This window comes from Bradyrhizobium commune (genome assembly GCF_015624505.1).
GTDB classification, from domain to species: Bacteria; Pseudomonadota; Alphaproteobacteria; order Rhizobiales; family Xanthobacteraceae; genus Bradyrhizobium; species Bradyrhizobium commune.
Genome location: NZ_CP061379.1, coordinates 1,236,411 through 1,257,558, shown reverse-complemented (window position 1 = coordinate 1,257,558; position 21,148 = coordinate 1,236,411). Strand labels below are relative to the sequence as shown.

The 21,148-nt window shown below is 64.5% G+C and carries 20 protein-coding genes; 6 read left to right on the top strand and 14 right to left on the bottom strand.

The window, feature by feature from the left end; all coding sequences use genetic code 11:
- Positions 1–2: 2 nt before the first annotated feature.
- Together IC761_RS06010 and IC761_RS06005 are read left to right on the top strand one after the other, a co-directional pair.
- Positions 3–563: a hypothetical protein gene (locus tag IC761_RS06010; protein ID WP_246791441.1), complete on the top strand. Its 561-nt coding sequence runs from the start codon at positions 3–5 to the stop codon at positions 561–563.
- A gap of 117 nt (positions 564–680) precedes the next feature.
- Positions 681–860: a hypothetical protein gene (locus IC761_RS06005; protein WP_195802368.1), complete on the top strand. Its 180-nt coding sequence runs from the start codon at positions 681–683 to the stop codon at positions 858–860.
- Between the two features lie 375 nt (positions 861–1,235).
- Here the strand turns inward: IC761_RS06005 and IC761_RS06000 are convergent, their stop codons facing one another.
- The 4 genes from IC761_RS06000 to IC761_RS05985 form a co-directional block, all read right to left on the bottom strand.
- Positions 1,236–1,649 (bottom strand): VOC family protein, encoded by a 414-nt coding sequence (locus IC761_RS06000; protein ID WP_195802367.1) that lies wholly within the window; start codon positions 1,647–1,649, stop codon positions 1,236–1,238.
- Positions 1,650–1,686: 37 nt separating this feature from the next.
- Entirely contained in the window at positions 1,687–2,223 is a 537-nt protein-coding gene (locus tag IC761_RS05995) for an SRPBCC family protein (RefSeq protein WP_195802366.1), read from the bottom strand.
- A gap of 77 nt (positions 2,224–2,300) precedes the next feature.
- Positions 2,301–3,602, bottom strand: coding sequence for an RNA polymerase sigma factor (locus tag IC761_RS05990; RefSeq protein ID WP_195802365.1), 1,302 nt, complete (start codon positions 3,600–3,602; stop codon positions 2,301–2,303).
- Complete coding sequence (locus IC761_RS05985) at positions 3,599–3,967, bottom strand: YciI family protein (protein ID WP_195802364.1); 369 nt, start codon at positions 3,965–3,967, stop codon at positions 3,599–3,601. The genes IC761_RS05990 and IC761_RS05985 overlap by 4 nt, the downstream gene beginning before the upstream one ends.
- A gap of 145 nt (positions 3,968–4,112) precedes the next feature.
- Here IC761_RS05985 and IC761_RS05980 point away from each other — a divergent pair, with 145 nt between their 5' ends.
- Both IC761_RS05980 and IC761_RS05975 read left to right on the top strand, forming a co-directional pair.
- Entirely contained in the window at positions 4,113–5,078 is a 966-nt protein-coding gene (locus IC761_RS05980) for a 2-hydroxyacid dehydrogenase (RefSeq protein WP_195802363.1), read from the top strand.
- A gap of 111 nt (positions 5,079–5,189) precedes the next feature.
- Positions 5,190–7,157, top strand: coding sequence for a methyl-accepting chemotaxis protein (locus IC761_RS05975; protein WP_195802362.1), 1,968 nt, complete (start codon positions 5,190–5,192; stop codon positions 7,155–7,157).
- A 58-nt stretch (positions 7,158–7,215) separates the two neighbouring features.
- Here the strand turns inward: IC761_RS05975 and IC761_RS05970 are convergent, their stop codons facing one another.
- Positions 7,216–7,878, bottom strand: coding sequence for a TetR/AcrR family transcriptional regulator (locus tag IC761_RS05970; protein ID WP_195802361.1), 663 nt, complete (start codon positions 7,876–7,878; stop codon positions 7,216–7,218).
- 102 nt (positions 7,879–7,980) lie between these two features.
- Here IC761_RS05970 and IC761_RS05965 point away from each other — a divergent pair, with 102 nt between their 5' ends.
- On the top strand, positions 7,981–8,625 hold the full coding sequence (locus IC761_RS05965) for a glutathione binding-like protein (protein ID WP_195802360.1): 645 nt from the start codon (positions 7,981–7,983) through the stop codon (positions 8,623–8,625).
- A 51-nt stretch (positions 8,626–8,676) separates the two neighbouring features.
- On the opposite strand, the gene IC761_RS05960 is transcribed toward IC761_RS05965, so the two are convergent.
- The 8 genes from IC761_RS05960 to IC761_RS05925 form a co-directional block, all read right to left on the bottom strand.
- Complete coding sequence (locus IC761_RS05960; protein ID WP_195802359.1) at positions 8,677–9,984, bottom strand: TRAP transporter large permease; 1,308 nt, start codon at positions 9,982–9,984, stop codon at positions 8,677–8,679.
- A gap of 32 nt (positions 9,985–10,016) precedes the next feature.
- A complete protein-coding gene (locus IC761_RS05955) occupies positions 10,017–10,610 on the bottom strand; it encodes a TRAP transporter small permease subunit (protein ID WP_195802358.1) in 594 nt (197 codons plus the stop codon).
- Positions 10,611–10,619: 9 nt separating this feature from the next.
- On the bottom strand, positions 10,620–11,618 hold the full coding sequence (locus IC761_RS05950) for a TRAP transporter substrate-binding protein (RefSeq protein ID WP_195802357.1): 999 nt from the start codon (positions 11,616–11,618) through the stop codon (positions 10,620–10,622).
- A gap of 40 nt (positions 11,619–11,658) precedes the next feature.
- Entirely contained in the window at positions 11,659–13,317 is a 1,659-nt protein-coding gene (locus IC761_RS05945) for a hydantoinase B/oxoprolinase family protein (RefSeq protein WP_195802356.1), read from the bottom strand.
- A 2-nt stretch (positions 13,318–13,319) separates the two neighbouring features.
- Positions 13,320–15,404 carry a hydantoinase/oxoprolinase family protein gene (locus IC761_RS05940; protein WP_195802355.1) on the bottom strand — a complete coding sequence of 695 codons (2,085 nt, stop codon included), beginning with the start codon at positions 15,402–15,404 and terminating at the stop codon, positions 13,320–13,322.
- A gap of 141 nt (positions 15,405–15,545) precedes the next feature.
- Positions 15,546–16,352, bottom strand: a complete 807-nt coding sequence (locus IC761_RS05935; RefSeq protein WP_195802354.1) for an NAD-dependent protein deacetylase — start codon at positions 16,350–16,352, stop codon at positions 15,546–15,548.
- Positions 16,353–16,409: 57 nt separating this feature from the next.
- Positions 16,410–17,036 (bottom strand): hypothetical protein, encoded by a 627-nt coding sequence (locus IC761_RS05930; protein WP_195802353.1) that lies wholly within the window; start codon positions 17,034–17,036, stop codon positions 16,410–16,412.
- A 16-nt stretch (positions 17,037–17,052) separates the two neighbouring features.
- Complete coding sequence (locus tag IC761_RS05925) at positions 17,053–18,468, bottom strand: YadA family autotransporter adhesin (protein ID WP_195802352.1); 1,416 nt, start codon at positions 18,466–18,468, stop codon at positions 17,053–17,055.
- Positions 18,469–18,943: 475 nt separating this feature from the next.
- On the opposite strand from IC761_RS05925, the gene IC761_RS05920 reads away from it, so the two are divergent.
- Positions 18,944–20,152: a helix-turn-helix transcriptional regulator gene (locus IC761_RS05920; RefSeq protein WP_246791440.1), complete on the top strand. Its 1,209-nt coding sequence runs from the start codon at positions 18,944–18,946 to the stop codon at positions 20,150–20,152.
- A gap of 28 nt (positions 20,153–20,180) precedes the next feature.
- On the opposite strand, the gene IC761_RS05915 is transcribed toward IC761_RS05920, so the two are convergent.
- Complete coding sequence (locus IC761_RS05915; RefSeq protein WP_195802351.1) at positions 20,181–21,017, bottom strand: SDR family oxidoreductase; 837 nt, start codon at positions 21,015–21,017, stop codon at positions 20,181–20,183.
- Positions 21,018–21,148 lie beyond the last annotated feature (131 nt).

The window sequence follows — 21,148 nt, the reverse complement described above, 5'->3', positions numbered from 1 at the left end:
GGTTGGGCAAAAAGCCGATCGGATATAGTAAATCAGCTCATCCGCTCGGCAACCATTGCCCAATTTACGCATTTTCTAAAATCTTCGCCGCCGTCTATGATGGTCTGGTATTTTTTTTGAGATCGGTTCATTTTTCAAGGCGGGTCGCGCGCATGCAGCCCATCGATTTTCGTTACCGCATGTCGGATCAGGGGCGCATCGTGCTTGGCCCGCTGAGTTCCGAGGAAACTCTTGAATTCGAGGTGCTGTCCCGGCGTGATCGCGAGGGACGGCTCGATTTGCCGTCCGAGCTTCGGCTGCTGGAACTCTATGTGAAGTACAGCGGTTCCAGCACGCAGGTTCCGCTCGCCCCTCTGCAACCCGTCGATGAGCCCTTCGAACACGAGCGCCTAGAGCCTGCCTACGCCCCGTTCGGACCTGCCGACTTCGAGCATGTCGACGACACGAATGAGCCGCTACCTTGGCGAAAGCCCCAGTCGCCACGGTCGTCACACAACTACGTGGTTCCCATCGTTGTTGTGATGAGCGTTGGCTTCATGCTGATCGCGATGTTGACCAGCTGACGAGCCGCGCGCTCACGCCGGCAAAAATTCGCGACATCTGTGAACCGCGTCACACTAAGGCCAAGTTGGTTTGGCATAGCTTGCGCCAAGCTACAGGGATGTCCGCGGAGATCAGTCATGACCAGCATCAGCACCGACGGACACGCTGATTCACAAGCTCAACCGTCTCTCTTGCAGAGAGCGGGGGAACACGTCTTTACGGCGACGTTCCTGGGTGCCACCGCCATCGCGACCGTCGGCTGGATCTACGCGCTCGGCGAAGGCGCCGTCGCGCTCACAAGCTGGCTGCTTTTCTAGAAGAAATGCGCCCATATCACCGGCGCCATCTTCATGCTGGCGCAGATGAGCATCCCCCAAAGAGCGAAATTGATTTGTAGCGCCGCCGCCATCGGCCGCTCCCTTCCAAGTCACGTCCACCCTAGTTTGTAGATTTTGTGACATACAATTAGCGATTCCGGGCGAAAATTTACAGCCCAATATTTCGCCAAATGTTGTGCGATGCGATCGCATCCACAAGGCATAGTTGCGCCATTGTATACGACAAGCCACGTTCAATCACCGACGAAGCGGTTCCATTAACGCGTGCAGTGGCGACCTGATCGCGGTGCTTCGCGACGCGCTCTCCCCAAAATGGGGGAGAGGGCGTCGCGACTCAATGCTTTAGACTTGCTCTCACATTCCTTCGGCCGGGCAATTCACCATCCAGGGAATACCGAACTTGTCGACACACATGCCAAAGCCCTTGGCCCAGAAGGTCTTGCTGAACGGCATAGTGACCGAGCCGCCATCTGCGAGCGCGTTGAACTTGCGCTCGCCCTCCGCGGGGTCCGCAACCGTCAGGGAGATCGAGAAGCCCTGCGGCTTGTTGAAGTGATCGGGCGGCGCGTCGGAGGCCATCAACACGCTGCCGCCAGGGAGCGACATTCGCGCATGCATGATCATCTTCTCGCGACCTGGCGAGGGCCGCATGTCCGGCGGTCCCTCAGAAGCACGCAGCATCATTTCGATCTTGCCGCCGAGAACCTTGGCGTAGAAGTTGAAAGCCGCTTCGCAGGTGTCCTGATAGAACAGATAGGGATTGAGCATCGTTTCTCTCCTTTATCTTGTCTAGGCGTTTGGGGCGTTATCTCTCGGTGAGCTTCTTCAGGCTGGCGAGGCCGGTTTCAAAATCCTTGCCGATCATATTGTCCATGTTGATGAAGACCTGCATCAGCTTGGATATGAAGGGGGCCGGACCGTACATCGCCCATGTGACCAGTGTGGCATCGCCTTGCGGCACAAAGGTGAACTCGGCGGTGTTGTGGCCTTCGAAGGGACGCTCGAAATCGAGCTTGATGCGCAGCTTCGACGGTGTGCTGGCTTCGAGAATCTCCATGTGGCCGGCACCGACATTGTTGTTGCCGTCCCAGGCATAGGTCGCACCTTTGCCTTGCTCGGTTCCACCGAAGCTGCGCTTCATGGCCGGATCGCGATTCTCATAGGGCGACCAGCCGGTCCAGCGGTGGAAATCGACAACCAGCGGATAGATCGCACCGGCCGGCGCCTTCATGGCGAGCGAGCGCTCGACACGGAACGTATCGGGCTTGGTGAGGGCAAAAACGAGGATGGCCGCGATCCCGACGGCGAGCACGATCGCGATGATGGCAATGGCTTTCAGCATGAATGGCTCCCTGGATACGGGCTAAGGACGAAGGGGGCGAGCTGGGGCCGACAACTGACGGAACGATTTTTTGGCCGTCACTTGGCCTTGGCGCCCTGCCTGGTACCGCCATTGGTTCCGTGAGGCTGGCTATCCCGGATCAGTCGATCGATATGCATCCGGATATGGGCGGCTTCGGCCGAGGTGTTGGCAAGCGCGATGGCACGATCGAAGGCGATGCGCGCCTCGTCGTTGCGGCCGAGCTGCATCAGGAATGCGCCGCGCACACCATAGAAATGGAAATAGTTGGCGAGCTTCGGTGCCAGCGGCTCGATCAGCTCGAGCGCAGCCTGCGGCCCGCGCACCTTGGAGACCGCGACCGCGCGGTTGAGCGTCACCACGGGCGAGGGCTGCACCACTTCGAGCGCGCCATAGAGCAGGTCGATCTGGGTCCAGTCGGTCTCGTCCGGCGTCGCTGCGCGCGCATGCAGCGCGGCAATCGCGGCCTGGATCTGGTAGGGACCGCTGCGACGATGACGCATCGCCTTGTCGATCAGCGCCAATCCCTCCGCGATCATGGTGCCGTTCCACAGCGAGCGGTTCTGGTCCTCCAGCAGGATGAGCGAGCCGTCGGATGCAAAGCGCGCGGCGCTGCGCGCATGCTGAAGCAGGATCAGCGCGGTCAACCCCATGATCTCCGGCTCGCCCTGGAACAGGCGCAGCAGCAGCCGCGCCAGGCGGATCGCTTCCTCGCAGAGCGGCTTTCTGATCTCGGCGGTGTCACCGCTCGCCGAATAGCCCTCGTTGAAGATCAAATAGATCATCGCGGCGACGCCGGCGAGCCGCTCGGAGCGCTCGATCGCGCCGGGCGCCTCGAACGGCGTCCCGGCCTCGGCGACCTTGGCCTTGGCGCGCGTGATGCGCTGCTCCATCGCGGCGTCCGAGACCAGGAAGGCGCGCGCGATCTGCTTCACGGTCAGGCCCGAGACGATGCGGAGCGCCAGCGCGATCTGCTGCGTCGCCGGCAGTTGCGGATGGCAGCAGATGAACATCAGTCGCAAAATGTCGTCGCGATAATGCGAGCCGTCGAGCCGTTCGGCGAGCGCGCCCTCGGCATCGTCGAGATCGGAGATCGCCTGGTCGTCCTCGGGCAACGGTTGCTGCTTGCGGGTCCGGCGCACCTCGTCGATGGCGACATTGCGGCCGACCATGATCAGCCAGGCCGCCGGATCGCGCGGCGGTCCGTTCTGCGGCCAGGTTTTCAGCGCCCGCAGGCAGGCGTTCTGGAAGGCTTCCTCGGCGGTGTCGAGATCGCGGAAATAGCGGAGCAGCGCACCCACCGCCTGAGGTCGCGCCGAGGTCAGCGCGGTCTCGATCCAGGCGGTATCGGTATCGCTCACGTCAGGTTTCCTCCCGGCCTGAACACGCCGACGGGGCGGACCTCATAGGCGCCGCCGGGATTGGCCGCGCCGAGGTCTCGGGCGACGTCGAGCGCCTCGTCGAGATTCTTGCAGTCGACGATGTAGAAACCGAGCAGTTGCTCCTTGGTCTCGGCATAGGGGCCGTCGAGCACCAGCGGCGGATCCTCTTTGCGCAACGTCGCCGCCGCCGTGGTCGGCAACAGCCGCGCCACCGGGCCAAGCCGCCCCTGCTTCGCGAGGTTCTCTTGTACCACGGCGAGCTTCTTCATCACGGCCTCGTCCTGGTCCTTGCTCCAGGAGCCGACGAAGTCCTCGTCATGATAGCAAAGGATCGCATAAAGCATGGGCAGCCCCTTCCCCGACCTCTTGTTTTGAAGACGATCCACTATGCCCCGCCCCGACACGGCTGCGGAAAAAAATTGCAAGAAAAATCCGACGGATCGTGCCAAGGAGGGCCACCAAAAAGCTGAACGCGACGAGGCACTTCGAATGACCAAAGGTACGCTGGCCGTCCTGATCAACAGCACGCAGCAGAACTGGCTGCCGGAGCGCTGGAAGGCCCGTTTCGATGCGGTCTGCGGCGACCGCCGCGTGGTGCTGCTGCCCGATGCCGGGCTCGATCCGACGGAGGTGCACTATGCCGCGGTGTGGAAGCCGGTGCCGGGCGATCTCAAGGCGTTCCCGAACCTGCGTGCGGTCTTCAATCTCGGCGCGGGAGTCGATGCGCTGATGGCGGACAAGAGCCTGCCTGACGTGCCGCTGGTGCGCGTCGCTGTGCCTGATCTCACCAACCGCATGACCGAATATGTCGTGCTGCATGTGCTGATGCACCACCGTCAGGAGCTCTATCTGCGGGACTCGCAGCACGCAAAACGTTGGGAACCGAAATATCAGTGGCCGGCGAGCGCGGTCACCGTCGGCGTCATGGGGCTCGGCGCGCTCGGCGCCGATGCCGCAAACGTGCTGCGGCGGCTCAGCTTCCGCGTCACCGGCTGGAGCCGTGGCCCGCGCACCATCGACGGCGTCGAATGTTTTCACGGCACCGCCGGGATGGACGCCTTCCTGCGCGCAACCGACATTCTGGTCTGCCTGCTGCCGCTGACGCCTGACACGCACGGCATCCTCAACCGCGACGTCTTTACAAAGCTTCACCGCAAGGGCCCGTTCGGCGCACCCGTGCTGATCAATGCCGGCCGCGGCGGCTTGCAAAACGAGGCCGACATCCTGGCCTGCCTCGACGACGGCACGCTGGGCGCCGCCTCGCTCGACGTCTTCGTGCAGGAGCCGCAGCCAAAGGATAGCCGGTTCTGGACCCACCCAAAAGTGCTGCTGACGCCGCACAACGCGGCTGACACTGATGCGGACGCCATCTCGGCCTACGTCGCCGAGCAGATCGCGCGGTTCGAGGCGGGAGGCGCGCTGGAGAACGTGGTGGATCGGGCGCGGGGGTATTAGGCGCTTCAACGTCCCCACCCCCCACAACCACCCGCGCGCCCGTCCCGTTCACCCTCTCTTAGCGAGAAGTTGATAGGCGTTGTTAACCAACGCTCAAACAACGAGTGGGACATGCGGGTGAGCCTCGGCCTCAGGATGCGGATCACGGTTGCGCTGGCGGTGACGGCGGCGGCGACCGCGCTGTTTGCCGTCGTCGGTGCCATGTGGATCATCGCCGGCATCATCGACCGCGCCGACCAGCGCGAGCTGCGCAGCCATTATGATGCGCTGCTGTCGCGGATCGCGGAAGAATCCCACCGCGCCGCCGCGATGAGCGCGGTCGTGGCCGCGATGCCGGCAACGCAGGAGGCGATGGCGAAGCAGGACCGCGAGGCGCTGATGCGCCTATTCGGGCCGGTGTTTGCCGCGACCAAGTCCGAGTATGGCGTCGACCAGTTCCAGTTCCATGTGCCGCCGGCGACCTCATTCCTGCGCGTGCACCAGGCGGCGAAGTTCGGCGACGATCTCTCCGGCTTCCGCAAAACCGTTCTCATTGCCAATCAGGAACACAAGGTCGTGGTCGGCCTCGAAGGCGGCGTGGCCGGGCTCGGTATCCGCGGCGTGGTGCCGATCGCGCAAGGGACCAAGCATCTCGGCTCGGTGGAATTCGGCCTGACCTTCGGGCAGTCCTTCCTCGACGATTTCAAGACCAACCGCCATGTCGACGTCGCCTTCCATCTCGCCGACGGCTCGAGCTTCAAGGTGTTCGGCGGCACGCTGAAGGGCACGAGCTTCTTCGATACGGCCGATTACGCCCGCGCCACCGACGGCGGCTTCACGGTGAAGCAGGCCAGGCTCGACGCCACGCCGGTCGCAGCGCTGCTCGGACCGATCAAGGACTTTTCCGGAAAGCCGCTCGGCGCCGTCGAGCTCGTGATGGACAACGCCGATTACGAGGCCTCCGCCGACCGCGCATGGATGCTCTCGATCGGCATCGCCGCGCTCGGGCTGATCCTCGCAGCGATCGTCGGCTATCTGATCGCCCGCAGCATCTCTCGCCCGATCCTGTCCATTACCTCGGCGATGCGCGAGCTCGCCGACGGGCGGCTCGACGTGACGCTGCCCGCCAGCAAGGCGAATGACGAGGTCGGGGCGATGCTAAAGGCGGTCGCGGTGTTCCGCGACAACGCGGTGAGCTTCGACAAGCTTCAGGCCGACCAGCTCGAGGCCAAGGCGCAGTCCGAAGCGGAAAAACGGCGCGCCTTCGCAGCGCTTGCCGACAATTTCGAGGCCAGCATCCGCGACGTCGTCACCACGGTGTCCTCGGCGGCGGTCGAGATGGAGCACACCGCGCGCTCGATGTCGGACATCGTCGACCAGTCGCGGCAACAAACGCGCGCGGTGTCGTCGGCCTCGGCGCTCGCTTCGGAGAACGTGCAGACGGTGGCTGCCGCCGCCGAAGAGCTGTCGTCGTCGATGACCGAGATCAGCCGCCGGCTCGCGCACGCAACCGAGGTGGTCGGCAAGGCCGCAAGTGACGGACGGCAGTCCAACGAACGGGTGCAGAGCCTGGCGGACGCCGCGCAAAAGATCGGCGACGTCGTCTCCTTCATCAACGGTATCGCCGGGCAGACCAATCTCTTGGCGCTGAATGCGACGATCGAAGCAGCGCGCGCAGGGGAAGCCGGCCGCGGCTTTGCCGTGGTCGCCTCCGAGGTCAAGGCGCTGGCGACCCAGACCGCGAAGGCGACGGAAGAAATCGGCGCGCAGGTGACGGCCGTCCAGGGCGAGACCACAGGTGCTGTCGACGGCATCCAGTCGATCTGTGCGACGATTCAACAGGTCGACGAAATCTCGGCCGCGATTGCCGCCGCCGTCGGCCAGCAGGGCACGGCGACGCAGGAGATCGCGCAGAACGTCCAGCAGGCCGCCGCGCGCACCGGCGAAGTCTCGCAGAACATCGCCGGCGTTACCGACGGCATCGCCGCGACGGGCACGGCCGCGGAAGAGGTACTGGTCTCGGCGGTCGAGCTGTCAAAACAATCGCAGCGGCTGCGCGACGAGGTGGATCGTTTCCTCGCGCAGATTCGGGCGGCGTAAGTCCGGGCGGGATCGCACTACGTACTCGCTGTCGTCCCGGCGAAGGCCCGGACGACAGTTAGAGTCTGACCCCCACCATCACGTCGATCGCCCCCTTCACGATCGCCTCCAGTTCCTTGCGCGGGACGCGCGCACGCGAACGGATTGCGATGGTGTGGACGGTGGCGGAAGCGAGCTGCGCCAGCACGGCGGGATCGGCGCTCTCGGGCAACTCGCCCTTCTCCCTGGCGCGGCGGAAGCAAATGGCGAACGCCTTGTCGAGCTCGGTGAGCCCCTCCAGCACCATGGCGCGGATCTCGGGATCGCCGACCGCTTCGGAGGCTGCCGTCACGACCGTGAAGCAGCCGCGCGGGCCGGTCTCGCCGGAGAGATAAATGTTCAGCGCGGACGCGTAGATGCGCTCGAGCCGCTGGCGCACCGGCATCTCCTGGCGAAAAATTTCGACCATCGATGCGCGTGCTTCCTCGCGGTAGCGCTGATAGCTCTTGATGTAGAGCTCGCGTTTGTCGCCGAAAGCGCCGTAGAGGCTCGGCCTGTTCATGCCGGTGGCTTCGCTGAGATCGTCGAGCGAGGTCGCGGCGAATCCCTGCCTGCGGAACAGGTCGAGCGCCTTGCCAAGCGCGACGTCGGGTTCATAAGCGCGCGGGCGGCCGCGGCGCTTAGGCTCACCGCGGTGCTCGGGTTCATTGGCAGCAGCTGGCGGCTTTGATTTTTGTACCATTTCGCAAATAATCCTTGACCACCTCCATATTATGCAAGATGGTACAAAAATCAATCTGGCCAGGTTGAGCGACACCACAGGGAATTGCCAAGGAGGCTACAGATGGATTTCTATTTTCAGCCGCTCGCCTGTTCGATGGCGACCCGAATCTCGCTGTACGAGGCCGGCGCCGACGCGAACTTTTTCGAGGTCGATGCTCCGACCAAGACCGTGTTGAAGGACGGCTCCGACTTTCGCGCCATCAACCCGATCGGCCTGGTGCCGGCGCTGCGCACCGACGAGGGCGTGGTGCTGACGGAGAACGCCGCGATCCTGCAATATGTCGCCGATCGTTTTCCGCAGTCCGGTCTCGGCACGTCGCCCGGCGTCGAGCGCTCGCGCCTGCATCAATGGCTCTGCTTCATCGGCACCGAGCTGCACAAGGGCCTGTTCATCCCCGTGCTCGACCGCAAGGCGCCGCGGGAAACCAAGGCCTATGCGCTGGAGAAGAACCTGTCGCGGCTCGATTACCTCGACAGCTACCTGAAGGGCCGCGACTACCTGCTCGACCACTTCACCGTCGCCGACGCCTATCTCGTCACGGTGATCAACTGGACCATGGCGACGCCGCCGATCGAGCTTGCAAAGTGGCCGAACCTGAAGGCTTATTGCGATCGCCTGCGGACGCGGCCGTCGATCGCGAAAGCGCTCGCGGAGGAGTTTGAGCTCTACAAGATCGAACAGGCGCGACACAAGGCGGCGGCGTAAGCCTCAGGGATCGAAACGCCGTCCCGACCTCAAAGTCGAGACGGCGCGAACTTATCCTCCGTAAAGCACCCTTGGCAGGATCGTCACGATGCCGGGCCACAGCGTCAGCAGCAGCACGAAGCCGACCATGATCATCAAATACGGCATCGTGACGCGCGCGATATAGCCGAGGCCGTCCTCGGTCAGGCCCTGGATCACGAACAGGTTGAAGCCGACCGGTGGGGTGATCTGCGCCATCTCGACGGCCAGCACCAGGAAGATGCCGAACCAGATCTCGTCGAAGCCCGCCCCCTTCACGATCGGCAGCACGATCGGCAGCGTCATCACGATCATCGAGAAGCCGTCGAGGAAGCAGCCGAGGATCAGGTAGAAGATGATCAGGACGACGATCAGCATGAAGGGCGACAGGCCGAGACCCTTGACGAAGGCGGCCACCGCCTGCGGGATACCGAGGAAAGCGGCCGCGTTGCCGAGGATCGAGGCGCCGAGCACGATCAGCGCGATCATCGAGCAGGTCACGACCGAGCCGATCAGCACGTCGCGCATCACCTGCTGCGACATCGAGCCCTGCGCCCAGGCGACAATCGCCGCGCCAAGCACGCCGACGGCGGCAGCTTCCGACGGGGTTGCGAGCCCGCCATACATCGAGCCGAGCACGCAGGCGATCAGGAACAGCGCCGGCGCGAGGTCCTTCAGCGCCGCAAAGCGTTCGCCCCACGGCACCTCGGAGAGTTTTGCTTCGCTCTCCGGCACCATGGTGCGGTCGAGGCTTGTGTGCAGCATCACCCAGCCCATGAAGGTCGCGGCCAGCAGCAGGCCGGGCAGCACGCCGGCCGTGAAGAGCTTGAGAATGGAGACGTCGCCGAGCACGCCGTAGATGATCATGATGTTGGACGGCGGGATCAGGAAGCCCAGCGTGCCGGCGCCGGCGAGCGAGCCGATCGCGATGTCGCGGGAATAGCCACGCCGCAACAGCTCGTTGAGCGACATGCGGCCGATCACCTGCGTGGTCGCCGCCGACGAGCCCGAGATCGCCGCGAAGATGGTGCAGCCGATCACGTTCACATGCAGCAGACGGCCGGGAAGAAGTCCGGCCCAAGGCGCCAGTCCCTGAAACAACGAGCGCGACAGGCGGGTGCGAAACAGCAACTCGCCCATCAGGATGAACAGCGGCAGCGCCAGCAGCTCCTGCGTCGTCAAAATGTTCCAGGCGTATTGCGGCAACAGCTTGTCGAGCGGGATCGAGCGGAACATCGCGAGCAGCAGCGTCGCGGTGAGCGCAAGCGTGAGGCCGATCCACACGCCGCAAGCCAGCAGCGCAAACAGGATCGCGAACAGGGCGACGACTTCGATGGTCATACGATCTCAGATCCGATAGCGAGCACGCAGGGTCATTCGACGGGAGAGGCCTTCATGCGGTGATCCTCCAGCGGCAGGCCGAGCACGGCCTGGATCGCGCGCGCCAGGAACTGGAGCGTCAGCAGCAGCATGCCGAAGGTGACCACCGCTTGCGGAAACCACAGCGGGGTGTCGCTCGAGGTCGAGACCTGGCCGCGAACGTAGGCGCCGAAGGCGAACTTCGCCATGGACGAGGTGAGGAACGTCATGAAGGCGAAGCCGGCCGCGGCCGAGAGAACCTCGATCGCGCGCCGAAACGGTGCCGGCACGTTCTTCAAGAGCAGCACGACGCGGATGTGGCCGCCGACGCGCAACGTCATGGCAGCACCGAAGGTGAAGGACGCCGCCATGAGGTAGGAGGAGTATTCCCAGGCGATCGAGATCGTCGGTGGGAAGAACGAGAGGAAGTTCGAGAGGAAGCGGGTTGCGACCTCGCACAGCATCAGCAGCGTCAGCGTCAGCAGGCAGCCGCCGCCGATCCAGCCATCGAGCCGGCCGAGCCGGTCGATACCGTCGAGCAGGATGCGCAGCGGCGCGGGCGCCGCTGCATTGAGGCTCTGCGGAGCTTCGGGCGAGAGACTCACCACGGCCAGACCTCAGCGCTTCATTTCGGCGAGATAAGCCCGCACCGGCTTGTCGGCCGCGGGCACGCGCTTGAGGAAGGCGTCGAGTTGCGGCGCGGTCTTGGCGCGGATGTCTGTCATCATCGCCTCCGAGACAGGGATCACCTCCATGCCGCCTTCCTTGAGGCGATTGAGGCTGTCGACGTCGGCCTTGAGCGAGTTCGCCCAGAAGGTCGGCTCCATCTTGGCCGCAATACCGGCGACGAGGTTCTGTTGATCGGTCGAAAGCGCCTTCCAGGAGTCGAGATTGACGGTGAGCATCTGCGACGACCAGACGTGGTTGGTCGGGTAGATGTATTTCAGGAACTCCCAGAACTTGCCGTCGACGCCCGACACCGCGGAGGTGGAGACGCCCGACACCGCGCCCGAGGCCAGTGCGGGGATCGTCTCACCCCAGGGAATCATCACCGGCGCCATGCCAATCGCAGAGAGCATGTCGACAGCGCCCTTGTCGGGCACGCGGATCTTGATGTTCTTCAACCCGTCGACGTCGGCGATCTTGACCTTGAGGTGCAAATACTGCGTCGGCCAAGGCACAATGTAGAGGATCTTCTGGTTGTTGCGCGCGGCGACCTTCTCGTATTCGGACCGCACATATTTATGCAGCACCTTGAGCTCGTCCATCGAGCCGCAGAGGAACGGGATGCTCTCGACACCCATGAACGGCTCGTCGCCGACCTGCTGGATGTTGAGCACGTCGGCGAGCGGCACCAGGCCATCGCGCACGGCGCGCAGATGTTCCGGCCCCTTGAAGCCGAGCTGACCGCCGGCTTTCACTGTGATCGCGACCGCGCCCTCGGTCTGCTTCTTGACCTCCTCGGCGAAGGCAAAGGCGTTCTGGGTGTGGAAATTGCCGTCGGGCCAGACCGTCGACATGTCCCAGCTTACCGTCGCGGCGCGCGCGCGGGTCGGGATTTGGCTTGCGGCAAGCAGCGTCGCTGCACCCGCGGTGAAGTTCCGTCGCGTGATCATTCCGTCTCTCCGTTTGCCAATGCGCAAGCTTCCCGGCTCATCACTGCGCGAACCCATAAACCGCAACCGCATTCTCTGAAGACACGAGGCCACTCTCGATGTCGTCCTTGACGGCCGCACGATCGCGCTCACGGGGAGCGCCGATGCCGGCGCCGCCGGGCGTCAGCACCACGAGGCGATCGTCCGGCGGCACCTGCTGAAAGCCCTTGCCACGCAGCTTCTTGCCCGACTTCAGCCCGACATAGCCGGCCTCGCCGTTCTGGCCGCCGTCGCGTCCGCGCGGCGGATGATCGATGCGATCGAACGCGGCGAGAATATCGAACGGCGCATCGACGCCGCTGCCGACCTCGATGATCTGGCCGAGGCCGCCGCGGGTGCGCCCTGCGCCGCCGGAATCCGGACGCAGCTCCTTGCGCCAGAAGATCAGCGGGGTTTGCGTCTCCGCAATCTCGACCGGCGTGCCGCGCACGCCGCTGGGATAGGCTGTCGCGGACAATCCATCCTTGCCGAAGCGCGCGCCGGTGCCGCCATTCGATGTCACCGCCATCGAGAACCCGTAATTGCCGCCGGCGCCCGAGCGCGTTTGTCCGCGCACGTTGAGATTCCACAGGCACGAGGTGCCTTCCGCCGGCACGCGCTCGGGAATGATCTGGCGCAGGCAGCCGAACACGACGTCGGGCAGCATCTGGCCGATGATGTGGCGCGACGCTACCGGCGCCGGCTTCGGAGCATTGAGGATGGCGCCAGCCGGCGCCGACACCGTCAGCGGCGAGAGCGAGCCGGCATTGTTCGGGATTTGCGAGGCGACGACACAGCCGAGGCCGAACACGGTATAGGCTGTGGTGTAGGACAACGGCACGTTGATGCCGAACTTCGAGGCGCCCGTGGTGCCGTCGAAATCGACGTGGATGCCCGCATCCGAGATCGTCAGCGTCGCGGCCAGCGTCACCGGCGCGTCGTAGCCGTCGACCACCATGGTGTTGCGCCAGCTGCCCTTCGGCAGTTTGGCGATCTCGGCGAGAACGGCCTCGCGCGAGCGGTCGCAGATGTGGTCGCCGAGCTCGTCGAGCGTGTCGATGCCGAACTCGGTCATCATCTCGACCAGGCGCTCGCAGCCGACATCGTTGCAGCCGGCGAGCGAATAGGTGTCGCCCTCGGTGTCGATCGGCAGACGCGTGTTGGTGCGGATCATCGCCATCAGCGTCTCGTTGACGACGCCCTGGTCGATCAGCTTCAGCATGGGGATGTAGAGCCCCTCCATGAACACGTCGGTGGCGTCGGGCCCGAAGCCGATGCCGCCGATGTCCATGAGATGGCTGGTGCAAGAGAACAGCGCGACCGGCTTGCCGTCCTTGAAGCAGGGCGTGGTGACGACGAAATCGTTGAGATGGCCGGTGCCCATCCAGGGATCGTTGGTGATGTAGGCGTCGCCCTCCTTCATCGTCTCGATCGGGAAATGGGCGATGAAGTGCTTGACCGATTCCGCCATCGAGTTGACGTGACCGGGCGTGCCGGTCACCGCCTGCGCCAGCATGCGGCCCTTGAGGTCGAACACGCCGGCCGAGAGGTCGCCGCATTCGCGCACGATCGGGCTGAACGCGGTGCGGAGCAGCACTTGCGCCTGCTCCTCGACAACGGCGATCAGCCGGTGCCACATGATCTGGAGGTCGATCAGGCTCGCGCCTTTTGCCTTGCTCATGATCAGGCCGCCTTCCGTTCCATGACGATGCTGCCGGCACCGTCGATATGCGCGTCGAAACTGGTCGACACAAAAGTAGAGGTCTCGTCCTCCGCGATCACCGCGGGGCCCGCAATGGTCGCGCCGGGCGCCATGTCTTCGCGCCGATAGAGCGGGATCTCGATCACCTCGCCAGCGCGGCCGTCGAAGAACTTTCGGCTGCCGGAGGCCTTGGCCGCAGGCTTGCGCGTGACGGCGGCGACAACGGTCGGATTGCGGGCATCGGTGGTTGCGAGCACCGACCAGCTCAGGACTTCGATCGCCGCACCCGGAATCGACCGCTCGAACAGCGCGGAATAATCTGCCTCGAATTTTTGGCGCAGTCCGGCGAGATCGGCGGAGGTCAGCGGCCGGTTCGGTAGCTCGACCGTGATCTCGTGGCCCTGGCCGACATAGCGCATGAACGCGGCACGGCGTTCGCGCATCGGCGCGCCGGCTGCCCCTGGCTCGACCAGCGCACGCGCTTCGGTGGCCATCTCCAGCAACAGGTCGGAGACTGCCTGGGTATCGAAATCGTCGAGCCGGACGTGACGGCTGCGCACCAGCTCATAGGCGATCGGTGCCGCGAGGAATCCGACCGCCGAGCCGACGCCGGCATTCGACGGCACGATCACCCGCGAAACGCCGATCTTCTCGGCGACCCGCGCCGCGTGCAAGGGAGCAGCGCCACCGAAGGCGATCAGCGTGTGCTGGCCCACAATCTCACCGCGCTCGACCGCGTGCACGCGCGCCGCGCTCGCCATATTCTCGCAGACGACCTCGTGCACGGCATAGGCTGCGGTTTCAGCCGACAGACCCAACGGCTCGCCGACGGCGCGCAGCAGCGCCTGCTTCGACAGCTCCGGATCGAGCTTGATCGTTCCACCCGCAAAGGCATCAGGATCGATCATGCCAAGCGCAACGTCCGCATCGGTCACCGCCGGACGCTGACCGCCGCGGCCATAGCAAGCCGGTCCCGGCTCCGACGAGGCGCTCTCGGGGCCGACGGTGACGCGCTTCATCGCGTCAACATGGGCGATCGAGCCGCCGCCGGCGCCGATCTCGACCATCTCGATCACGGGAATGCGCACCGGCAGGCCGGAGCCTTTGAGGAAGCGGGCGGCGCGGTCGACCTCGAACACGCGCGAGGTCTCCGGCTGGTATTTTTCGATCAGGCAGATTTTTGCGGTGGTGCCGCCCATGTCGAACGACAGCACCTTGCTCTCGCCAAGACGCGCTGCGATCTGCGCCGAGAAGATCGCGCCGCCCGCGGGGCCGGATTCGACGAGCCGCACCGGAAAGCGCCGCGCCGTCTCGATCGAGGTGACGCCGCCGCCGGAGGTGACCAGATAGATGGCGCCGCGGAACTGCTCGACCTGCAAGGCATCGGCCATCCGCGCGAGATAGCCGTCGATCAGCGGCTGCACATAAGCGTTCGCAACCGCCGTCGACGTGCGCTCGTATTCTCGGATTTCCGGACACACGGCCGATGACACTGTCACCGAAATGCCGGGCATCTCCTCGGCAAGGATCGCGGCTGCGCGCCGCTCATGCGCGGAGTTGGCGTAGGAATGCAGGAAGGCGATCGCGACGCTTTCCACACCCAGCTCGCGCAATCTTGGCGCAAGCGCACGCACGGCCGTCTCGTCAAGCGGGAGGCGGACGGCTCCGTGCGCGTCGATGCGCTCGGGCACGGTGAAGCGCAGGCTGCGCGGCGCCAGTGGCCTCGGCTTGTCGATGGTCAGATCATACTGGTCGTAGCGACTCTCGGTGCCGATATCGAGCACATCGCGGAAACCATCTGTCGCAATCAACGCGGTCTTCGCGCCGCGTCGCTCGATGATCGCGTTGGTCGCGAGCGTCGTGCCGTGAATGAAGACGTCGATGTCGCTGATATGCGCGTGTGCGTCAGTGAGAATGAGACGCATGCCGTCCAGCACCGCCTGTTCGGGACGCTGCGGCGTCGTCAGTACCTTGCGCGTTTTGCGGGCCTCGCCCACGTCCAGCACGATGTCGGTGAACGTGCCACCGATATCCACGGCAAGCCGTACTTCGGCTCCCTCAAGCATTCCAAAATTCTCCGGCTGATCGTCAAGATTCGAGGTGAAAACGCAGCAATTTCCGTGCCATCGGGCATGGCGACAGCGCCGCGCCCGGCTATTCTGCTTGGCACCTATGCAATAGGCAAGGCGTGTTCGCCCTGCGCGCGTTCAGAGCAGGAATGCAAGCGCCGCTTCGCAGCGCTGTTCGACTTTCAGCGTCAGGAGATCGTCGGCACGGGTGCGCCCGAGATTGACCGCGGCGATCGGGATTTGCCGGTGCGCCGCCGCCTGCACGAAGCGGAAGCCGGAATAGACCATCAGCGAAGAGCCGACGACCAGCATCGCATCGGCCTGCGCGAGATGATCCTGCGCGGTGGCGACCACGTCGCGCGGGACGTTCTCGCCAAAGAACACGACGTCGGGCTTGAGGATGCCGCCACAGGACTCGCAGGCCGGTACCCTGAACGATGCAAAATCCGCATGCTCCAGATCGGCATCGCCATCCGGCGCATGCGCGGCATCGAGCGTCAGCCATGCCGCGTTGGCACGGCCAAGCGCGTCCTGGAATTCGCTGCGCGGCGTCTTCGCCCCGCACCCCATGCAGCGGACCAGATCGAGCCGGCCGTGCAGGTCGATCACCTCGCGGTGGCCGGCGGATTGGTGCAGCCGGTCGACGTTCTGGGTCAGCAACATCTCGCAGCGGCCGTTGGCCTCGAGCCGGGCCAGCGCGCGATGTGCGTCGTTCGGGCGGGCCTGGCCGAACCACCGCCAGCCGATCAGGCTGCGCGCCCAATAGCGCTGGCGCGTATGCGCCTCGGTCATGAAGGCCTGGAAATTGACCGGCTGGGTCCGCTTCCAGTTGCCGTTACTGTCGCGATAATCGGGAATGCCCGAATTGGTGCTGCAGCCGGCGCCGGTCAGCACGAACAGACGTTCGTGCCGGCCGACGAAGTCCTGGAGCGGAGGGTTTGACATGGCGCAAATGTAATCTGCGCCGTCAGGCTTTGCCAGATCACCCCGTGCGCGGGCTGATCATTGCGTTGCGGACGGCACGGGCTGTTTCGAAGGCAGGCCTGCCTTCGACGGCGCAGCCTGCTTTTGCGAGACCACGGCCTTGCCGGGCGCGGTTTCAGGCTCGGCAGGCGCAACCGGCGCGGACTGTCCGACTGACAGCGACACGCCGAACACGCGCCATTGTCCTTCGACCGGCGCGAACAACAGTTCGAAATTCACCTGCGACGGCACCGACGGGAAAAATCCTGCCATGTGCAACAAGCCGTTCGGCTCGATCTGCGGCAACAACGACAATTGCGGATCGATGACGGCAACGCCGGAGAGATCGAGCTTGTCGCCGCGCTGCTTGGCGAATATCTCTGCAAGCCTGGCCGCGGTGTTGACCTGGAAGCCGGGAGCGCCGAGGTCGCGCAGCACGGTGTAGTTGCCGGTCTTGTTGGCCTGATCGACCGCAAGCAGCGTCGACCGTATCAACATCAGCACGCCGTTGCGATCGATATTGGCCGGCTTGGCTGCCTGCTGCTGTTGTGGCGACGCCTGATGCGGCTGCGGACGCGTCTGCTGTGCGGATGTCGTCACCGCGCCGAGAATCAGCAGCACAAGGATCGGAAGACCGAGTCCAGCACTCAACCAGCGCAGCGCCATGGCGAATGCGTTCTTCCTACCACTGGATCGAGACAGCACCACGCCCGCCTGCAACATTGCGCTCGAGCCCAATGCCGCCGCCGGCATTGGCGATGATCGCATAGCTCTTGCCGTCATAGAGCAGTGCGGTTGCGCCGACCGCGAACGCGTTGGCGCCCTCGAAATTGCCGTAGCCGGCGGAGAGCGCGAATTTGCGGCCAGCCTGCAAGGCAGGCATCGAACCGGCCGCGAGAGCGACCGCGGTACCGGTGCGCGCCTCGAGCCGGTTGTCCATCACCTGCGACTGCAACGAGGTCACCTGTGACTGCAAGGAGGTGAACTGCGACTGAAGCGATGTAAGGCTCGCCGGATCGAAACTCGAGGTCGCGAGATTGCCGGCGGCATCTGTGGTGACGAAGGACACCGGCCCGCTCTGCGCCGCGAGGCTGGCCGCGGACGCGACGCCCGCCAAGCGATAGGTGTTGCCTGCGGCGCCGATCGCGACCTGATTGGCGGCGGTGGCCGTTGCACCGGCCCCGATCGCTGTGGAGTTCGCAAAGCCTGCGGTGGCGCTGGTGCCAATCGCGGTGGCATTGGATGCCGAAGCGACCGCACCATTGCCGAATGCGGAGCTGCCCGCGGCGGCACTTGCCTTCGCTCCATCGCCGACGGCGGTGTTGCCGAGCGTCGCCGCCGAGTCTGCGCCGATGGCGATCGATCCGGTCGCAACCGCGCGGGTGCCGATGGCAATCGCATTCGCGCCGGTGCCCGCGGTCGCGCCATCGCCGATGGCGACAGCGCTTGCCCCGGTCGCATGGGAGTTGTTGCCTGCGGCGAAGGTATTGGTGCCGCTTGCCGTCGCGGCGTTGCCCACCGCGACTGAGTTGGTGTTGCTGGCGTTCGCTGCGGTCCCGACGGCGGTCGACTGGGCACCTCCGGAAGAACTGCTCACACCGATCGCGACGGATGCGAAGCCGCCAGACGTCGCGCCGGTCGTTCCGAGGAAACCGTCGCCACCCCCGATCGCTACACTGTAGCTTCCTAACGAACTGGGGCCGGTGCCGGTGATACCCGCGCCAATTGCCGTGCTCCAGGGGCCCGCGCCGGCCGCCGCGCTATTGGAGTTGGTACCGATGCTGGTGACCCCTTCGTTAAGCGTCGATAGACCGGCATTTGTGCCCATTGACACACCGAAGGACCCCGCCACCGCGTCATGGCCCACCGCCGTCGCGCTTTCATTCAGCGCTACTGCGTGGTCGCCAAAGGCGGTGGAGTCATTGTCGGCCCGGGTCAAATTGCCGACTGCGATCGCGTTGGCGCCGGGGGTCCCTTGGGCGTTGCAGGTGCCCACGAAAAAGCTTCCGCTGGAATAGCACTGGGCGGCGGCCGGAGACATTCCGAGGAGCAAGGCCATGGCCGCGAGAGCCGCCAGGTTGACCAGCACGGCGGTCATGCCCGGAGCGCTGCGGTCAATGCGGGACGAAGAGCGGTCCAAACTGACCCCATCAGTCGCCCCCGATTGCCGCCGGCTGATTGGCATCTAGTCGCTCTCCACTGGTCCAAGTTGCCGCAACTGTGGGACAGGGCCCCAGACATGACATCAACTGTTCGGTTGAGTTCGTCTGTGGGTGGAGCGCCGACCGGCCGGTTTCTTCCGACTGTTGCTGTATTGCATCGTGAAGCTTCGCACGAGCGCGCGCGCCGGGACGATTGAGGAGCGGGATGTGGCTGATACCGACGCCGCGCTTTTCGGGATGGCGGGGAATTCCAGGAAACCGCAGGGACGTATGCCGATCGTTCAATCGGCGCTGGGAACATCTGTCACAATGCCCAAAGAAGCGGCAGAAGCCATGAACCGAGCGTCACGATCTGGCCTTTGAAACTTCGGAAATATTTTGCAATATTCACGAGGACCGTTGCAGCCGCGCGTGACGCTGCTGCCGTCAGGCGCAAATGCCGAGAATATCGCGAATGCATGCTCGATACGATTTAGGTTGTCCGTGACGTCTGAAGCCTCGATGCTCTCAGAACTGATCGGCGATATCTACGACGCCGCACTTGATCCGACCTTCTGGATGCGGGCGCTGGAGCGCTCCTGCAATTTCGTCGGCGGCTCTTCGGCCGTACTGTATTGGCACGATGTCGCCAGCGAAAGTTCGGCCGCGCTGCATTTGTTCAACGACGACCCACATTACACGCGGCTGTATTTCGAGAGATACATGCCGATGAACCCGGTATTTCCGGCGGCAACCTTCATCGAATCCGGATTGATCTACACGCCGACCGACATCGTTCCCGAAGCGGAGCTTTTCGATACACGCTTCCACAGGGAATGGGTCGAACCGCAGGGGATCGCCGACGTCATCTGCGTCAACCTGGAAAAGGGTACGACCAGTTCCTCGGTGCTCAACATCCGCAGGGATAACACGCACGGGATCGTCGATGACGCGGCGAGACAGCGGGCGGCGCTGATCGTGCCGCATTTTCAGCGCGCGGTTGCGATCGGCCGGTTGTTCGATCAACGCAAGACCGCACAGGCGGTCCTCACCGAAACGCTCAACAATGTCGAAGCCGCCATCTTCCTGTTGGGGCTGAACGGCCGGATCGTCTTCCTGAATGGGCTGGCGCGCACCATGCTCGACGAGGGCGCGCTGCTGTACGAGCGGCGCGGAGCGTTGACGGCCGTCGCGCCCGACGCGCAGCGCTTGCTCCGCGATCTCGTGGCGGCAGCCGAGAGCGGCGACCTGATGGCTGGCGGCCAAGGCGCGGCGATACCGCTTTCGGATTCACCCGCACGCCGCTGGTTCGCGCATGTCTTGCCTCTGACGGCAGGCGACCGCCAACGGGCCGGCGCGGTGCATTCGGCGGTTGCGGCGGTGTTCGTTCGCCGGACGTCGCCGGCCAGCCCGCCGCCGCTGGAGGCGCTGGGAAAGCTGTACAGCCTCACGGCGAGTGAAATCCGCGTGCTCGACGCCATCATGAAGGTTAGCGGTGTGCAGGCTCTGGCCGATCTACTGGGATTGTCGCAGGCGACGGTGAAAACCCACCTTCACAACGTCTTCCGCAAGACCGGAACCGCACGCCAGAGCGAACTGGTGAAGCTGATTGCCGGCTTCGAACAGCCGACTACCCGTTGATCTCCAGCAGAGATTGTCAGCGCACGCCTCAACTCGCCCAGTTCTCGCGAAACTCCGGGTAGAGCGTCAGGCCTCCGCAGGCATAGATGGTCTGCCCGGTGATGTAGCTCGCATCATCGGAGGCGAGGAAGGCGAACACGGCGGCGATCTCTTCCGGCGTGCCGACGCGGCCGAGCGGAATGTGGCTGGTGACAACGCCGCGCTTGTCGGCGTCGCCGGTCCAGGCCGCGTTGATCGGCGTGTCGATCGCGCCTGGCCCGACCGCGTTGACGCGAATGCCGCGGCCGGCGAATTCGAGCGCCAGCGTGCGCGTCAGGTTCGCCATGCCGCCCTTGCTGATCGAATAAGCGAGATAGCCGGGCTTCGGGATGATCTGGTGGACGCTGGAGCAGTTGATGATGCTGCCGCCTCCGCCGCGCGCGACGAAATGCGCAAGCGCCTTCTGGGCACAGAGCACGGCGCCGTTGAGATTGACGTCGATGATGCGGCGATAGGTTTCGACGTCGAGCGCCTCGCTCGGCGATTCCTTCTGGAAGCCGGCATTGTTGACGAGACAGTCGAGACGCTTCCAGCGCGCCAGGATGGTCTCGAACATCGCACCGACCTCCTGCTCATTGCTGACGTCGGCCTTGACGATGACATGGTCGAGCTTGCCATGGCCGCGGTCGCTCGATGCCGTCCGCGCCAGTGCGAGCGTCTCTTCGGCCCGCTCGGGATGATCGAGATAATTGATGGCGACGGTCGCGCCCTCCTGGGCGAGGCGGATGGCGACGGCACGGCCGATGCCTTGCGAGGCACCGGTGACCAGCGCGTACTGGCCGACGAGGCGCGAGGGAAACGAGGTCGAGCGATCGGTTTGCGACATGGGTTCTCTCCGGAATGGCTCATCATCGACGAGCGGTGCGTTTTGTTCCATCCACCCCACGCATCCCTGGGATTCATTCCACACGGCTGGTAAGCGGCGAAAGTGCGGTGCAGCGATTGATCTTCGTGCGA

What these genes read in the sequence shown, in the direction of transcription:
- IC761_RS06005 (WP_195802368.1), top strand. Translation starts at nt 681, where the DNA reads ATGACCAGCATCAGCACCGACGGACACGCTGATTCACAAGCTCAACCG.
- IC761_RS06000 (WP_195802367.1), bottom strand. Translation starts at nt 1,649, where the DNA reads ATGCTCAATCCCTATCTGTTCTATCAGGACACCTGCGAAGCGGCTTTC.
- IC761_RS05995 (WP_195802366.1), bottom strand. Translation starts at nt 2,223, where the DNA reads ATGCTGAAAGCCATTGCCATCATCGCGATCGTGCTCGCCGTCGGGATC.
- IC761_RS05985 (WP_195802364.1), bottom strand. Translation starts at nt 3,967, where the DNA reads ATGCTTTATGCGATCCTTTGCTATCATGACGAGGACTTCGTCGGCTCC.
- IC761_RS05980 (WP_195802363.1), top strand. Translation starts at nt 4,113, where the DNA reads ATGACCAAAGGTACGCTGGCCGTCCTGATCAACAGCACGCAGCAGAAC.
- IC761_RS05975 (WP_195802362.1), top strand. Translation starts at nt 5,190, where the DNA reads ATGCGGGTGAGCCTCGGCCTCAGGATGCGGATCACGGTTGCGCTGGCG.
- IC761_RS05970 (WP_195802361.1), bottom strand. Translation starts at nt 7,878, where the DNA reads ATGGTACAAAAATCAAAGCCGCCAGCTGCTGCCAATGAACCCGAGCAC.
- IC761_RS05965 (WP_195802360.1), top strand. Translation starts at nt 7,981, where the DNA reads ATGGATTTCTATTTTCAGCCGCTCGCCTGTTCGATGGCGACCCGAATC.
- IC761_RS05960 (WP_195802359.1), bottom strand. Translation starts at nt 9,984, where the DNA reads ATGACCATCGAAGTCGTCGCCCTGTTCGCGATCCTGTTTGCGCTGCTG.
- IC761_RS05950 (WP_195802357.1), bottom strand. Translation starts at nt 11,618, where the DNA reads ATGATCACGCGACGGAACTTCACCGCGGGTGCAGCGACGCTGCTTGCC.
- IC761_RS05945 (WP_195802356.1), bottom strand. Translation starts at nt 13,317, where the DNA reads ATGAGCAAGGCAAAAGGCGCGAGCCTGATCGACCTCCAGATCATGTGG.
- IC761_RS05940 (WP_195802355.1), bottom strand. Translation starts at nt 15,404, where the DNA reads ATGCTTGAGGGAGCCGAAGTACGGCTTGCCGTGGATATCGGTGGCACG.
- IC761_RS05935 (WP_195802354.1), bottom strand. Translation starts at nt 16,352, where the DNA reads ATGTCAAACCCTCCGCTCCAGGACTTCGTCGGCCGGCACGAACGTCTG.
- IC761_RS05930 (WP_195802353.1), bottom strand. Translation starts at nt 17,036, where the DNA reads ATGGCGCTGCGCTGGTTGAGTGCTGGACTCGGTCTTCCGATCCTTGTG.
- IC761_RS05925 (WP_195802352.1), bottom strand. Translation starts at nt 18,468, where the DNA reads ATGACCGCCGTGCTGGTCAACCTGGCGGCTCTCGCGGCCATGGCCTTG.
- IC761_RS05915 (WP_195802351.1), bottom strand. Translation starts at nt 21,017, where the DNA reads ATGTCGCAAACCGATCGCTCGACCTCGTTTCCCTCGCGCCTCGTCGGC.